The organism is Neisseria chenwenguii, assembly GCF_002216145.1.
Classification (GTDB): Bacteria; Pseudomonadota; Gammaproteobacteria; order Burkholderiales; family Neisseriaceae; genus Neisseria; species Neisseria chenwenguii.
On sequence record NZ_CP022278.1, the window covers coordinates 1,950,465 to 1,964,469 of the forward strand.

Genomic DNA, 14,005 nt, shown 5'->3' on the forward strand with positions numbered 1-14,005 from the left:
GTGGTCAACTTTAATTTCACAAGCTTGGTCTTTATCCGATAAGTCAAGATGTACCATTTTTATCCTTTAAGTAAATTAAGTACCCAAGCCAGTTCCGCCGCTGACAATGCTGCTTTGAATTTGGCGTTGCCCATCATGGTTTTGAGTGCGATACGGGCGATGTCGGGGTGGACGGCCTGTGCTTTCTGCACCGCCACCGAAGCCATGCGCGAGAGCATGGCTTGGCCTTGGTTGGCGTTGAAGCCTGCGCTGGGGGCGACGAATTTGCCGCCGATGCGGATGCCCGTGCGTTGGGCGTAGCGTTCTTCGCCTGTGTATTCGTTGGTGCCGATGTCGACGGTTTGGGTTTCCAGCATCGGGCTGGGTAACACTTTGGCTTCGCCTGCTGCACGCGATAATGGACGCACGCGGCAGCGGCAGCGGAAATCGAGCGGCGGATACAGGGTGTCCCAAACCGGGTCGCCGGCACGGTACACACGGCCGTGCAGCAGGCGGTGGCTGTCGCGGGTGCGGCTGTCGTTGATGGCCACATATTGCCAATACGGGTGTGTGTCTACCGAGTCCATCATCTCGGCATAGCGGCCTGCCATGTAGGCAGACTGCATGTTGGTGAGGTAGATGGTTTTCAGGCGGTGCGGCGTGCCGAGCGTGGCCGTCTGAATGCCGCCTGTGTCAGGATTGGTAACTTCTTGTCTGCCCCACCAGCCTTTTCCTTGCAAAACGGGCGTGAGCTGGCGGGTGAACTCTTCCAAGGTCTCGCCGTTTTCAGCCGCGTGAACTACCGCTTTATAGATGTCTTCGGCCACGTCCATGCCTGCGGTTTTGGCCACGGTAAACGCGGTGGCGTGCGCGTCGTCCAGCATATCCTGCCAATCCCACGACACGTCCACGCCTTTTTGCTTCAGGTATTCGACCGCCGCTTCGGGCTGCATGCCGAACACGGCTTTGATGTCTTCGGGATTCATGCCAGCTCTCCGCGCGCTTCGATGCGGCCGACCAGTTCGGCCAGAAACAATACCCGCGCCAGCTCGTTCTGCAGGTCGGCATCGTCCGTATTCGGAAAGGCTTCGGCCAGGCGGTCAAGGATGTTGTCTTCGGTTTCGCCCTTTTGAATTTCGGCGGCCAAAACAGCGGTTAAGGCTTGGCCTTGTGCGTTCAGACGGCCTGTATCGGGCGCGAGCGTGTCGATGATTAAGCCTGCATCGGTGTGGTTATGCTCGGCAAAGTCGGCCGACGGTTTTTTGCTGCGCGGAAACTCACTGCGTTCGTTTTCAGACGGCATGACCGGGCTTTCCGCCTGTTCGACAATATCGCCATCCTCCAAACCGTAGGTGCGTTTCCAGTATTGCGGCGTAAATTTCAGGCCCGAATCGGCCAAGGTTTTATCCCGTTCGGCACGTTCTTTGGTGCCGGCTTCTTCATTTTCAAACAACTCGAACTTGGGCGCAGGAACATCGCCGAAATTCAGTTCCACCACCCATGCAATCAGTTGATTAAACGTAGTTTCCACGATACGGCTGTCGCTGTCTCGGATGTCGTCGGTCACTTCCAAACCCGCCGATGCGCTGGCGTGGTTGGTGTCTTTATCGGTGGTCTGGTCTTGGCCGAGCAGCGCGATGTTGATTTCGCTGCGGCAGTAGCGGATGAGCTTGTCGTAGGCATCGACCGATGAGGATTTACCGCTGGCTTCGTGGATTTCCACGCTGGAATCGTTGGGAATCGTACCAACCGAGTTTGCGCTCAAGGCTTCGAGCGCGTCGAGCAGCTTTTCGGTGTCGTCGGCGGTATTGCTGCGCGGCTCCTTGCCGATAAGCCACGGCGCACCGTATTTTTCAGTGAACTGCACCCAGAATTTGAGTCCGCCGCGCTTGAAGGTAACCAGCCAAAACACCAAGCCCAAATCGCCCAAACCGTAGGGGTTGAGATAATCGGCTTCGTGGGTAGGACAGAGGAATTTATACGGCGGCAGCGGCTCTTGCTTGAGGCCGTTTTGCGTATAAACCAACTCGTTTTGTCCATCAAACCCGAACCATTCCTGCGGCTTGGCCACAATTTCAGATGGCAGCCACTGCGTATCCTGCTGCCAAATCAGCTCGATGGGTTGATAACCGAATAGCGGCGCGTTGAGAATGTCTTTAATCAGACGGTAAACATCGGTTTCGGCCAGCCAGTTTTCGACGAATTGGCGGACGTTTTCCGGGACGTCGTCGCCTGTAAGCTGCCAATCCAGCCGCGCGACGGCGGCTTTGCGGCGGCGTACCAGACTGCCGACCAAAGGGTCGTGCAGTAGCTCACGGTACACGGAGATTTGCCTGCCCGCTTTGCGCAAAATCGGGTCGGGATTGGGCAGCCAGCCGTTGAAGCCGCCTAGAAACTGGCGTGATACGGCGATATGGCTGCTCAGGTCTTCGGGTTTGAAGGTTACGCCCTTGCCGTTCAGTTTGAGTTTGAAATGGGGTTTTGCCATGATGGTTTCTTTCAGACGGCCTATTTACACGGCTTGATCAATCTGCATTTATCCTGAGAAGAAGCAGGTATCGGTGCGGGAACAACAATGGCACGCTGCCTCTGTATCGGTTTGGGTGCGATTACGGGCTTTGCGGTGACCGGAGCCGTTACTGCCGGACGTACTGCAATCGGAGGAGTAATGACAGGGCGTGCAACAACAACCGCTGCCAAAGCAGGTGTCGTGATCGCAGCCAAAAGCAAAGCAGGCAATACCTTTTTCATTTCGATTTCCTTTTTTGGTTTAAAAATTGCGGGTTAAAAGACTGCGGCGTTTGATTTTCCGGCTGGCCACGCGCACCGGCCCTGCATTCAGTTCGCGGCTGGCGTAATGCGCCAATACCAAGGCAATAGCCGCGTCGCCGTGACGTTTTCTGCCGTCCGTGCCTTTGGTTCGGGTATCGGGGATACGCGGTACGCCGCGAACCAGCTCGAAGGCACGCAAATCGGCAAGGATGTCTTCGTCGCGCGGCAAGCCGTCGAGCGTGCCGTCTTCCAGCGCGGCCTTGAACGGCGCGGTGTGGCTGCGGTACCAGTTTTCCGACAGCATCACGGCTTCCACCACTTCCGCGCCGAATGCGTCGCGCATGGCTTCGGCCAGCGATTGGCCGTTACCGCGTGCGTCCAAGGCCGCGCCGCGCAGGTTGGGCAGATTGGCCAACAAGTGCTGCATAATCTGTTCCTGCTGGGCAAACGGTATATTGCCGAGTTCCAAGATAAACGGCGGTTTCAAAATCAGGTCTTTGCTTTGCAACAGCGGCACGATCACGGTGCGGTCGCCGCTTCGGGCGAAGTCCTCGCCGACAAAGGAAACGAGGGTTTTATCCAAACCGTCGAGCAGCGGCTGCAGAGTTTCTTCAATCCAGTCGGCCACTTCACGGGCGCGGCGCGGTTCGGGTAACAGGCCGAAACCGTCGGTTTGGTCGTAACGGATAACCGGCGCGTATGGCGTCATGCGGCTTTCAATCAAAGCGCGGTTGAGCCATTTGCCGCCGCCGTTTTTCGGAATACAGTCCAGCTCTTCGCTGGCATCTTCGCCGTAAAAATCACGGATTTCCTTGCACCATGTAACTTCACCATTGGGTGACCACTCACGGCCTAAACGTAGACAGATACGTTGGTATAGGCCATCTGCAACCGCGTCGTCAAAAGTGATGCGGTGGATGGAATATGGCTTTTTCCCTGCGCGAACGTCGTTAATCAACTCGTTAAATGGGTTGTCCACACCGTCATGCGTGGAAATGATGTGTACCTGACCGCCCCACATCAGCAAGGCCATCGCTGCTTTGAGCAATTCCCCAAGCTGCTCGTGGAAGGCGGCTTCGTCGATAATCACGCGGCCCTGTTTACCGCGTAGGTTACTCGGGCGGCTGGATAAGGCGGTAATGCGGAAGCCCGATGCGAAGCGGATAACGAAGGCCAACACGGATTGGCGGTCGTCGCCTTCGACAAACACTTCTTCGGTTTCTTCGATTTCTCCCGCCGCCAGTTGGTAGTGCTTCGCCCAGCCCGCGCAGTCGCGGATAAATTCCAAGGCCATGTCTTTGTTGTAGCCGATATACCATGCGTCCATGCCTTTGGCGGACGCGGCCAGCAATGCGGTATCCGCTGCTTCGCCCCAAGAAAGACCGATACGGCGCGATTTCTCGCACAGCTTCACGGGCGATTGGTCGGCGCACCATGCCTGCTGATACGGCAGCAAGACCGCAGGGGTGCGGTCTTCGCCAAGCATTCTGCTTGCCGTCCCTTTATTTGATAAAGGGACGGTTTGTTCGTTTTTGCTTCGCAGAAACTCGCTGCGTTCGTTTTCAGACGGCCTCCTCATGATGCAATCCCTAAAATATGCTTGCGGATGGCCTCAACCGACTCTTCCGACAAGCCGCCTTTCTTGGCCTGTTTGGCCACGTCTTCGGCGGCGGCCTGTACTTTGGCTGTTAAATATCGTGCAAAACTGAGCCAGGGAAATGGGGAGTTGTGCTCCAAAAGTGAGCCACTCTCCGTTTGTTATAAACTGCTCCGCTTTATCACACAGCGGAGCCCAACCTGGATGTTATGTATGGAAACCATCGCAAAAGTGCACCGGCTTTTTCACCGGCAGAAACTCTCACAACGTGAAATCGCCAAACAACTCAAACTCTCCCGCAATACAGTCGCTAAATATCTGCAGCACGCCACCGTAGAACCCCCCGTCTACCGCAGAGAACAAACCCATTACCCCAAGCTCGGTCCTTTTCTTGACGCATTAGCCCAACAATTGCTCCAAGAAGCCAAACTGCCCAAACAGCAACACCTTTCCGCACGCCGGCATTTCGAACGCATCAAAGATGCCGGTTATACCGGACAGTACAGCGCCGTTGCCGCATTTATCCGCAAATTCCGTCAACAGCACCAACCCAAACCAGTTCCGGTCTTTATGGCTCAGGCTTTTGCTCCGGGTGATGCTTATCAGTTTGACTGGAGTATCGAAACCGTTTGTTTGGCCGGACAGACCGTCAAGGTGAATATCGCCCATTTCCGCTTATGCCACAGCAGGGCTTTTTTCATTTGTGCTTATCCCAATCAGAAAGCCGATATGTTGATGGATGCGCACAACCGCGCATTCGCTTTCTTCGGCGGCGTACCTACCCGCGGTATCTACGACAATATGAAGACCGCCGTTACCCGCATCGGCAAAGGTAAGGAGAGGGAATTTAACGCGCAGTTTTTACAGATGATGACCCATTTTCTCATTGAACCGGTTGCCTGTACCCCGGCTTCCGGCTGGGAGAAAGGGCAGGTCGAAAGGCAGATACGCTACCTACGTGAAAGATTGTTCAAACCGACTTTGGCTTTTGATTCCTTCACCTCTCTCAACGACTACCTGCAGCAGCAATGCCTACGGCTGATGCAGCAGCACAAACATCCCGAATACAGGCAGCCGGTTACCGACATATGGGAAAGGGAGAAGCATTCGTTGGCCGCTTTCCGTCCCTATCCGGCAGAACGTTTGGAGATACTCAAAGTCAGCAACCAGTCTTTGGTTACCGTCGAACGTCACCGTTACAGCGTACCGGTCGAATGGGCGGGCAATACGGTTAGGGCTTATATCGGCGCACAGACCGTCCGCTTTTGTAGCGATACCGACTGCATTGCCGAACATCCGCGCAGCTTTGTGAAGGACGGCATCAGCTATAACCCTTGGCATTTTTTGCCCTATCTGCAAAAGAAACCCGGCGCGTTAAGAGACGGCAGGGCTTTTATCGGCTGGGTGCTGCCGCCCGTCATAGAGCGACTGAAAGCCTGTTTGCTTAAACAGCCCAAAGGAGACAGGGTGATGGTCAAACTGCTGAACCTGATGGCCGAATACGATGCTGACTTGGCATTGACGGCGGCGGAATTGGCATTGGACGAAGGTATGCCGACACCGGAGGCGGTATTGAACATCATCAACCGTCTGAAAGAACCGCCTTCACCCCGTTTCCATATCAGGGACATCCCACTTACCGTCCCGCCGTCAGTTGATTGCAGCCGTTATGACCGCTTACTGAGTTTGTCGGGCAAACAAACGGATACGGTGAAGGAGAAACATCATGCAGCATGAACGTTTGGTTGGATTGCTGAAAGAATTGAAACTCGGTGCGATGGCGGAGCAATGGGATGAAATCGTAGTGGACGGCATCCGTCGCAAACGGGGTACGCTGGATATTCTGGAGCGGTTGTTGACTGCCGAACATATAGCCAAAACAGCAAGAAGCACCCAAAACCGGATTAGCCAGGCAAGGTTTCCGCAACACCGCAGTTTGGCCGACTTTGATTTTGAGCAGAGTTTGATACACCGTCCGGCCTTGGAACTGCTGTTGGGCGGGGGCTATATCAGACAAAAGCGTAATGTGGTGTTGGTAGGCGGACCGGGTACGGGTAAAACACACATTGCCACAGCACTGGGTATCGAAGCTGCGACACAAGGATTTAGGGTACGTTTTTGGAATGTACTGGACTTGGTCAACAAATTGGAAGCAGACAAAGACGAAGGCCGTCTGAAACTGACCGAACAGCAATGTCGGTACGATTTGTTGATTCTTGATGAGTTGGGGTATCTGCCGTTTAGTCAGAAAGGCGGTGCGCTGCTGTTTCATCTGATGAGTCAACTGCATGAAAGGACGAGTATTGTCATGACGACCAATTTGGCTTTTAGCGAATGGGTGAAGCTGTTTATGGATGAAAAGATGACGGGTGCTTTACTGGACCGCCTGACTTATTGCTGCGATATTTTTGAGACGGGCAATGATTCTTACCGGATGAAACACCGCTCATAGGGTGGCTCAATTTTAGACCACAACTGTGGCTCAGTTTTGGAATGGAATTGACACGTTTTACGGTCGGACGGGATTCAGGGTGTATCAAAACAACCGCTGGCTACCGTGGGAATCGGCCAGCTACCGCAATATCAATGCGTCGACAGCAGTTCCGCGCACCATGATCGTAACAACGGGCTCTTCAACCGCCGTCGACCTGTATCAGGGCAACACGCTGCAATCGGGCTTGGCAAACGCGCAAGGCTTAAATATCTATGCACCTCAAAACGGCTACGAAGCCTTCACTACCGGTATGAGCGGACAGGTGGCAGAGTATACGCTGATGATTAACGGCGGATTAACGCCCGAAATCACTTTCCCGGGCGGTGAAATTCCGGAACACGGCGGCAAAGTCAGCGTACAGGTGGCATTGGCCGGTGCGACGCAGGTAGATGTAGTCAACGGCAAGGCTTACTTTTTGTCCAACGGACGCAAGGGGACGATAGTCGGTGTGCCGTCTAATCCAATTTGGACGAGTACCGACAACGTGCGTGAGACTACTCCGGTATTTACCGACCAGTCATACGCTGGCCGTGTAGAGTCGTGGAGCGGTTTCGAAAACTGTATCCAAATCATCGCCGTAGGAAAAAACGACATCAATCACGGCAAAACGGCAGCAGAGACTATCCCCATCATCGAAAAAATCACGAAGTGCTTTAAACGCGGACGGTTTGTCATCTGCACGTTGTGGAGCAATTACGATTACGACGACGGCAAGCGTGAGGAGATACGCAAACTGAACGAGTGGATACGCAAGAAATACGGGCGGTTTGTCTATGATTTGGAGCGGTTTGTATTATCTGACGAAGCGTTTGCCGAAACGGGCATTTCCAAAACGCCCGATGATACGGCGGCCGTTGCCAAAGGCGTGATGCCGAAATCCGTCAGTAAAGACGGCGGAAAACACATGGCTCCGGCGGTGGCGTGGAAAGCCGTCAGGAACATTGTCGATATGATTAAATCGGCAGGCATCGTTTAGACAAAAGGCTGTCTGAAAACGGTTTTCAGACAGCCTTTAGAAAGATTAAGACGGCGGCGCACCGGTGCAGCAACACCGATACGCCGGCCTGGCAGGGATAGTCTGCATTAGCCAAAGCCGCCACCTCGCGAGGCAGCGGTATTTTATCACTAATGCATAAGGAATGCCCGAAAAATGAAACACCGTTACAAAAACCGCTGCGAATGCAGCAACTGTTGCAAACTGCTGGCCGTCGGCACAGGCGACTTTGAAATCAAATGCCCACGCTGCAAGACAGTCAACCGGTTTGGTTCTTTAACAACCCAGAATGCCGCCGAGCATCCGAATCCGAAAGGAAACAATGGATGCTCAAACCTTTTTCAGACGGCCTGAACCCACCGTTGGCAGCCTGTTCGCAGGCATCGGAGGATTCGACCTCGGCTTCGAAGCCGCAGGATTCCGCACCGCGTGGCAGGTTGAAATCGACCCGGTCTGCCGCGCCGTTCTCGCCGACCGCTTCCCCCATGCTGAACAGCACGAAGACGTGCGTACCTGCCTGCCCGCACTCTCCCGAACAGACGTTATCGTCGGCGGTTTCCCCTGCCAAGACGTTTCGGCAATGGGTAAACGACGCGGCCTTGCCGGAAAACGCACGGGGCTGTTCTTCGACGCAATGCACATCGTGCAGACCCTTCAACCGCGCTGGCTGGTGCTTGAAAATGTCCCCGGACTGCTCTTTTCAAACGATGGCCGCGACTTCCAAACGGTACTTGAAACGCTTGCCGAATGCGGGTATGTGGGATTTTGGCGGGTGCTGGACAGCCGTTATTTCGGAGTCCCCACTAAACGCCGCCGAATATTCGTGGTCGCAGGTTTTCGAGAGCTGCCCCCGGTTGGGCTGCTGGGTGATGCCGGACCAATGGAGCGCGTATCTGGCCAGACGGAAGCGGGCAGCCCGTGGGCGGACGCTCATCCTACGCTGCTTGCAGGTTTCGCCGACGGGACAAGTATCGACATCTCGGGCGGAAATATCGTTGCTGTCGCCGACAGCCGGCATCAGATGGTTGAGCGGCAGCGAGCATCTGAAGATTATGGGCTTCGGCGCGGACTGGATGCGGCCGACGCTACTCAGGCTCGGGCTGCCGGAAACGCCATCTGTCCGAAAGTCGCACAATGGATTGCTGAAAAACTCATCAGTACATTCTGATTAACCGATACCGAGCACCGCAAGTGCCTTTTACTCTATATATAAGGAGTCAAAATGACACCCAAACCGCAACCGCCCGTACCGTGGATGGGCGGCAAACGCCGCTTGGCCAAACACCTGCTGCCCATGTTTCCCGAACACCAATGCTATGTGGAGCTTTTCGCCGGCGGCGCGGCCCTGTTTTTCCTGCGGCCGCAACCGGCAAAATGCGAAGTGCTCAACGACATCAACGGCCAACTCATCAACCTTTACCGCGTGGTGCAACACCACTTCGACGAGTTCGTGCGCCAGTTCGAATGGGCGCTGACCAGCCGCGAAGTGTTCGCCCGTCTGCAATCCACGCCGCCCGATGTGATGACCGACATCCAACGTGCCGCACGCTTCTTCTACCTGCAACACACCGCTTTCGGCGGTAAAACGGTTGACCACCACTTCGGCACGGCCACCACCGGCCGCGGCTTTACCGCCGCCGATATTGCCGACCGCCTAAAATCCGCGCAGCAGCGGCTCAATGGCGTGTTTGTCGAGAACGAGCCGTGGGAAAAATGCTTTAAACGCTATGACCGCGAGCACACCTTCTTTTATGCCGACCCACCGTATTGGCAGACGGCAGGTTACGACAGAGCCTTTGATTGGGCGCAGTACGAACTGCTGGTCAAGCGAGTGCAAAGGTAAGGTCATGCTTTCCATCAACGACCACCCGGATATTCGGGAGCTGTTCAAAGACTTCCGTATTCATCGACTGGAACTGGCTTACTCGGTTGCCCGCGACAAAACGCAAAAGACCAGCGGGGAGCTGGTCATCTGCAATTGGTAGATAAAAAAAGCAAGGGCAATTCCAAACTGCTCTTGCTTTTTTGTAACAGATTTTCATTGAGTGTAATAAAATATATTTTCTATTTTCTCAAAATCCAGCGCGCTTTTTCTCGCGTGGCTTCATCATGCCGTCTGAAACCCCTTTCCGATATTCCACACACTTCAACGAGGTATCCATGAAATTTTTAGACCGTGAGGCCACGATTGCCAAGCCGGGTTTCAACCGTTGGCTGGTGCCGCCAGCCGCTTTGGCGGTACACCTTTCCATCGGCCAGATTTACGCCTATTCGGTGTTCAACGCGCCCCTGACCAAAATCATCGGCATTACCGAATCCGCCGCGGACGACTGGAAGCTGACGACGGTCGGCTGGATTTTCAGCATCGCGCTGGCGGTGTTGGGTGCGTCGGCGGCGCTGTTCGGTACTTGGATGGAACGCGTCGGCCCGCGCAAAGCGATGTTTGTCGCGGCCTGCTGTTTCAGCTTGGGCTTTCTGGTTTCGGCACTCGGCGTCTCGACCCACAACCTCGCGCTGCTTTATCTGGGCAACGGCGTGATTGGCGGCGTCGGGCTGGGTTTGGGCTATATCGGGCCGGTTTCGACGCTGATGAAATGGTTTCCCGACAAGCCGGGCATGGCGACGGGGCTGGCGATTATGGGCTTCGGCGGCGGCGCGATGCTGGCTTCGCCGATGTCGGTGGCGCTGATGAACCGCTTTGCCGGCGCGGCTTCGGTGGGCGTGGCGGAGACGTTTGTGGTGTTGGCGGCAGTGTATTTTGCGCTGATGATGTTCGGCGCGTTTACCATCCGCATCCCCGCCGAGGGCTGGAAACCCGAGGGTTACGTCGCGCCGAGATCCGCCAGCAAACTGGTCAGCAACAGCCACGTCAATGTCAATCAGGCAATGAAAACGCCGCAGTTTTGGCTGCTGTTTTGGGTGTTGTGCCTGAACGTAACCGCCGGCATCGGCGTATTGGGGCAGGCTTCGGTGATGATTCAGGAGCTGTTTTCCGAAACTTCCGTCGGCGCGCAGGCCGCCATCGGCGCGGGTGCGGCGGCGGGTTTTGTCAGTCTGTTGAGTTTGTTCAACATGGGCGGGCGTTTTGTCTGGTCGAGCGTTTCCGACAAAATCGGCCGCAAAAATACCTATACCGTCTTTTTCATTTTGGGCGCACTACTGTATCTCGCCGTGCCGCCGATTGGAGCAAGCGGCAATAAAGCGCTGTTTATCATCGGCTTTTGCGTGATTATGTCGATGTACGGCGGCGGCTTCGCAGCGATTCCCGCCTACCTGAAAGACCTGTTCGGCACCTACCAAGTCGGCGCGATTCACGGGCGAATCTTATTGGCCTGGTCAACCGCCGCCGTCGCCGGCCCCGTGTTGGTGAACTACATCCGCCAAAGCCAGATCGACAGCGGCGTTCCCGCCGCTGAGGCGTACAGCATCACAATGTACATCATGGCCACGCTGCTGGTGTTGGGCTTGCTGTGCAACCTCTGCGTAAGAGCCGTTCACGAAAAACATCACGAAACCGACATAAAAACCGCCGCCCACAGCGGCAATCCCGACGAGGAAACCGCCGTTTCCGATGCCTATCTGGTCGGCGAAAGCGTGTCGCACGGCGGCTTTTCCGTGTGGTGGCGCTGGGCGCTGGTCGGCATCCCGCTGGTTTACGGCATGGTGATGGTGTTTGTGAAAGCGCTGGATTTGTTTGGGTAAAGTGAAAAAAGTGAAATTGGAAAAAGGCCGTCTGAAATTCAGACGGCCTTTGTGTATAGGTTAGGGCGTTTACAGCGTTCCGACGCCCTGAGGATCAGTGCGCGGTTTTAACCGACGGCGCGGTAGGTTTGCCGTTGAATGCGGCACGTTTCGCGGCTTGGAAAACAGCCAGTCGTCTGCGGTGTTGCATATCGAGTTTCCTTTCTATTTGTGTTGCAAGGTTGCGCGGATTTATTTTTTAAATCGTGTTTGCGCAAATTATTGTGAGATGTTATGCCTTGCATAGTAACGGGTTTGCGCAGTGTTGAAAAGCGTTGTTGTGTAAATTTATCAGGCGCTTATGTAATGTGTGGTGGAAATGGAACGATTGTGATGGTTTTGGTAGGAATTATTTCGGATGAAAAAGACGTCTGAAATTTGGGTGTAGCGACACCAAAAAATTTCAGACGGCCTGTTTTTATCGGAACGGCGTTACCCGCGCACCTGCCCGTTGCCCAACACAATCCATTTCTGCGAGGTCAGGCCTTCGAGGCCGACGGGGCCGCGGACGTGGATTTTGTCGGTGGAAATGCCGATTTCGGCGCCGAGGCCGTATTCGAAGCCGTCGGCGAAACGGGTGGAAGCGTTCACCATCACGCTCGCGCTGTCGACGGCGCGCAGGAAGGTTTGGGCGTCGGTGTAGCTTTCGGTCACGATGGCATCGGTGTGGCGGCTGCCGTGGGTGTTGATGTGGGCAACGGCTTCGGTAAGGTTGTCCACGATTTTGATGGCGAGAATCGGGGCGAGGTATTCGGTGTCCCAATCTTCGTCGGAGGCCGTCTGAATATCGGGCAGAATGGCCAAAGTACGCGGACAGCCGCGCAATTCGACTCTTTTTTCGGCGTATTTGGCGGCGAGCAGGGGCAGGATTTCGGCGGCGCGTTTTTCGTGAACGAGCAGGGTTTCCATGGTGTTGCAGGTGCCGTAGCGCGAGGTCTTGGCGTTGATGGCGATGTTGAGGGCTTTTTCGGTGTCGGCGGCTTGATCGATGTAAACGTGGCAGATGCCGTCGAGATGTTTGATCACGGGAACGCGCGCTTCGGCGGCGATGCGCGCAACCAGCGATTTGCCGCCGCGCGGGATGATGACGTCGATGAGTTCGGGGCTTTGCAGCATGGCGCCGACGCTTTCGCGGTCGGTGTTTTTAATCAGGCTCACGGCGGCGGCGGGCAGACCGTTTTCCCGAAGGGCTTGGGTGATGAGTTTGGCAATGGCCATATTGCTGCGGAACGCCTCGCTGCCGCCGCGCAAGACGCAGGCATTGCCCGATTTCAGGCACAGAGCCGCCGCGTCAACGGTAACGTTGGGGCGCGATTCGTAAATGATGCCGATGACACCGAGCGGCACGCGCATTTTGCCGATTTGCAGGCCGTTGGGGCGGATGCGGAATTCGTCCATTTCGCCGACGGGGTCGGGCAGGGCGGCGATTTGGCGCAAGCCTTCGCACATGGCTTCGACGGTGTTTTCGGTAAGTTTCAAACGCTCGAGCAGGGCGGGTTCCAGTCCTTTTTGCTCGGCCTGCTGCATATCCTGCGCATTGGCGGCGAGGATGTCGGCGGCGTGTTGTTTGATGAGTTCGGCGGTGCGCAGAAGGGCGGCGTTTTTCTGTGCGGCGGAAGCGGTGGAAACGGCGTAAAACGCGGTTTTGGCGGCGCTTGCGGTTTGGCGGACGTAATCGCGGATGTTTTGCATGGCGGGGTTTTCCTTGCGGTTGAGGCCGTCTGAAAGTTGGTTTCCCGATGGGAAACGGGTTTTCAGACGGCCTTTTGTGGTGCGGCGTATCGGGCGGCTGTAATGGCTATGTGGCGTATCGGGCGGAAAAAACAAGGGGCGGACGGTTTAAGCTAAGCCGAGTTTGCTTTCCAGTGCGGCTTTGGCCTGCGGCCATTCGCTGCGGATCATGCTGTACACCACCGAATCGCGGACGCTGCCGTCGCCGCGCAGTCTGTCGCCGCGGATAACGCCGTCTTTTTTCGCGCCCAGCCGCTCGATGGCGCGCTGCGAGCGCTTGTTGAGAATATCGGTGCACCAGCCTGCGGTTTGGAAACCGAGCGTATCAAACGCATGGCACAGCAGCAGATATTTGCAGGTGGTGTTGACGGCGGTGCGCCAATGGCTTTGGCCGTACCAAGTGTAGCCGATTTCAAAGCGGCGCTCGGGCAGCAGAACATTATAGTAACTGGTGCTGCCGATGACTTTGCCGCTTGCTTCGTCGATAACGGCAAATGCCGTGCGGTCGGGCGTTTCCAGCGCGAGGCGGATATAGTCGGCGGCTTCTTCGGGGCGGGGGATGGCGGTGTAGCAGGTATCCCAAAGCTGACCGTCGGACGCCGCTTCGCCCAAGCCCGTTTCATGCGCGCCCGTCAGCGGCTCGAGGCGGATGCCGTTCAGACGAAGGGTAACGGGGGCAATCGGTTTCTGTATCATG

General features: G+C 55.7%; 13 protein-coding genes and 1 pseudogene. 8 read left to right on the forward strand and 6 right to left on the reverse strand.

The genetic code is table 11. The features are described 5' to 3' along the window. Window positions 1-59: 59 nt before the first annotated feature. Window positions 60-965 carry a phage head morphogenesis protein gene (locus tag BG910_RS09545; RefSeq protein WP_089036634.1) on the reverse strand — a complete coding sequence of 302 codons (906 nt, stop codon included), beginning with the start codon at window positions 963-965 and terminating at the stop codon, window positions 60-62. Next, a complete protein-coding gene (locus BG910_RS09550; protein ID WP_089036635.1) occupies window positions 962-2,467 on the reverse strand; it encodes a DUF935 domain-containing protein in 1,506 nt (501 codons plus the stop codon). The genes BG910_RS09545 and BG910_RS09550 overlap by 4 nt, the downstream gene beginning before the upstream one ends. 87 nt (window positions 2,468-2,554) lie before the next feature. Between BG910_RS09550 and BG910_RS09555 the strand changes: the two genes are divergently transcribed. Continuing rightward, entirely contained in the window at window positions 2,555-2,767 is a 213-nt protein-coding gene (locus BG910_RS09555) for a hypothetical protein (protein WP_089036636.1), read from the forward strand. Here the strand turns inward: BG910_RS09555 and BG910_RS09560 are convergent. Together BG910_RS09560 and BG910_RS09565 are read right to left on the reverse strand one after the other, a co-directional pair. Next, entirely contained in the window at window positions 2,750-4,237 is a 1,488-nt protein-coding gene (locus BG910_RS09560) for a hypothetical protein (RefSeq protein ID WP_089037228.1), read from the reverse strand. The two genes, BG910_RS09555 and BG910_RS09560, sit on opposite strands and share 18 nt — an antisense overlap. 89 nt (window positions 4,238-4,326) lie before the next feature. Next, a complete protein-coding gene (locus BG910_RS09565) occupies window positions 4,327-4,488 on the reverse strand; it encodes a DUF3486 family protein (RefSeq protein WP_232462192.1) in 162 nt (53 codons plus the stop codon). Between the two features lie 64 nt (window positions 4,489-4,552). Between BG910_RS09565 and istA the strand changes: the two genes are divergently transcribed. The 7 genes and pseudogenes from istA to BG910_RS09600 all read left to right on the forward strand — a co-directional run bounded on the left by istA (window position 4,553) and on the right by BG910_RS09600 (window position 11,538). After that, the gene (istA, locus tag BG910_RS09570; RefSeq protein WP_089035300.1) at window positions 4,553-6,085 is read left to right on the forward strand and encodes an IS21 family transposase; all 1,533 of its coding nucleotides are present in this window, start codon (window positions 4,553-4,555) and stop codon (window positions 6,083-6,085) included. Further along, complete coding sequence (istB, locus tag BG910_RS09575) at window positions 6,072-6,800, forward strand: IS21-like element helper ATPase IstB (protein WP_332457770.1); 729 nt, start codon at window positions 6,072-6,074, stop codon at window positions 6,798-6,800. Before istA ends, istB begins: the two co-directional genes overlap by 14 nt. A gap of 79 nt (window positions 6,801-6,879) precedes the next feature. Beyond that, on the forward strand, window positions 6,880-7,818 hold the full coding sequence (locus BG910_RS09580) for an SGNH/GDSL hydrolase family protein (protein ID WP_089036637.1): 939 nt from the start codon (window positions 6,880-6,882) through the stop codon (window positions 7,816-7,818). 174 nt (window positions 7,819-7,992) lie between these two features. Continuing rightward, a complete protein-coding gene (locus tag BG910_RS09585) occupies window positions 7,993-8,190 on the forward strand; it encodes a Com family DNA-binding transcriptional regulator (protein ID WP_089036638.1) in 198 nt (65 codons plus the stop codon). Continuing rightward, a complete protein-coding gene (locus BG910_RS09590; RefSeq protein WP_089036639.1) occupies window positions 8,159-9,004 on the forward strand; it encodes a DNA cytosine methyltransferase in 846 nt (281 codons plus the stop codon). Before BG910_RS09585 ends, BG910_RS09590 begins: the two co-directional genes overlap by 32 nt. 54 nt (window positions 9,005-9,058) lie before the next feature. Beyond that, a pseudogene (locus BG910_RS09595) lies at window positions 9,059-9,821 on the forward strand (DNA adenine methylase). 175 nt (window positions 9,822-9,996) lie between these two features. Continuing rightward, complete coding sequence (locus tag BG910_RS09600; RefSeq protein WP_089036640.1) at window positions 9,997-11,538, forward strand: L-lactate MFS transporter; 1,542 nt, start codon at window positions 9,997-9,999, stop codon at window positions 11,536-11,538. A gap of 471 nt (window positions 11,539-12,009) precedes the next feature. Here BG910_RS09600 and BG910_RS09605 read toward each other — a convergent pair whose 3' ends face one another. Both BG910_RS09605 and BG910_RS09610 read right to left on the reverse strand, forming a co-directional pair. Next, window positions 12,010-13,269 carry a glutamate-5-semialdehyde dehydrogenase gene (locus BG910_RS09605; protein WP_089037229.1) on the reverse strand — a complete coding sequence of 420 codons (1,260 nt, stop codon included), beginning with the start codon at window positions 13,267-13,269 and terminating at the stop codon, window positions 12,010-12,012. Window positions 13,270-13,416: 147 nt separating this feature from the next. Continuing rightward, window positions 13,417-14,004, reverse strand: coding sequence for a GNAT family N-acetyltransferase (locus tag BG910_RS09610; protein WP_198344786.1), 588 nt, complete (start codon window positions 14,002-14,004; stop codon window positions 13,417-13,419). Window position 14,005: the final 1 nt, after the last annotated feature.

What these genes read in the sequence shown, in the direction of transcription:
- BG910_RS09560 (WP_089037228.1), bottom strand. Translation starts at nt 4,237, where the DNA reads ATGCTTGGCGAAGACCGCACCCCTGCGGTCTTGCTGCCGTATCAGCAG.
- BG910_RS09585 (WP_089036638.1), top strand. Translation starts at nt 7,993, where the DNA reads ATGAAACACCGTTACAAAAACCGCTGCGAATGCAGCAACTGTTGCAAA.
- BG910_RS09555 (WP_089036636.1), top strand. Translation starts at nt 2,555, where the DNA reads ATGGCACGCTGCCTCTGTATCGGTTTGGGTGCGATTACGGGCTTTGCG.
- BG910_RS09600 (WP_089036640.1), top strand. Translation starts at nt 9,997, where the DNA reads ATGAAATTTTTAGACCGTGAGGCCACGATTGCCAAGCCGGGTTTCAAC.
- BG910_RS09610 (WP_198344786.1), bottom strand. Translation starts at nt 14,004, where the DNA reads ATGATACAGAAACCGATTGCCCCCGTTACCCTTCGTCTGAACGGCATC.
- istA (WP_089035300.1), top strand. Translation starts at nt 4,553, where the DNA reads ATGTTATGTATGGAAACCATCGCAAAAGTGCACCGGCTTTTTCACCGG.
- BG910_RS09550 (WP_089036635.1), bottom strand. Translation starts at nt 2,467, where the DNA reads ATGGCAAAACCCCATTTCAAACTCAAACTGAACGGCAAGGGCGTAACC.
- BG910_RS09590 (WP_089036639.1), top strand. Translation starts at nt 8,159, where the DNA reads ATGGATGCTCAAACCTTTTTCAGACGGCCTGAACCCACCGTTGGCAGC.
- BG910_RS09605 (WP_089037229.1), bottom strand. Translation starts at nt 13,269, where the DNA reads ATGCAAAACATCCGCGATTACGTCCGCCAAACCGCAAGCGCCGCCAAA.
- BG910_RS09545 (WP_089036634.1), bottom strand. Translation starts at nt 965, where the DNA reads ATGAATCCCGAAGACATCAAAGCCGTGTTCGGCATGCAGCCCGAAGCG.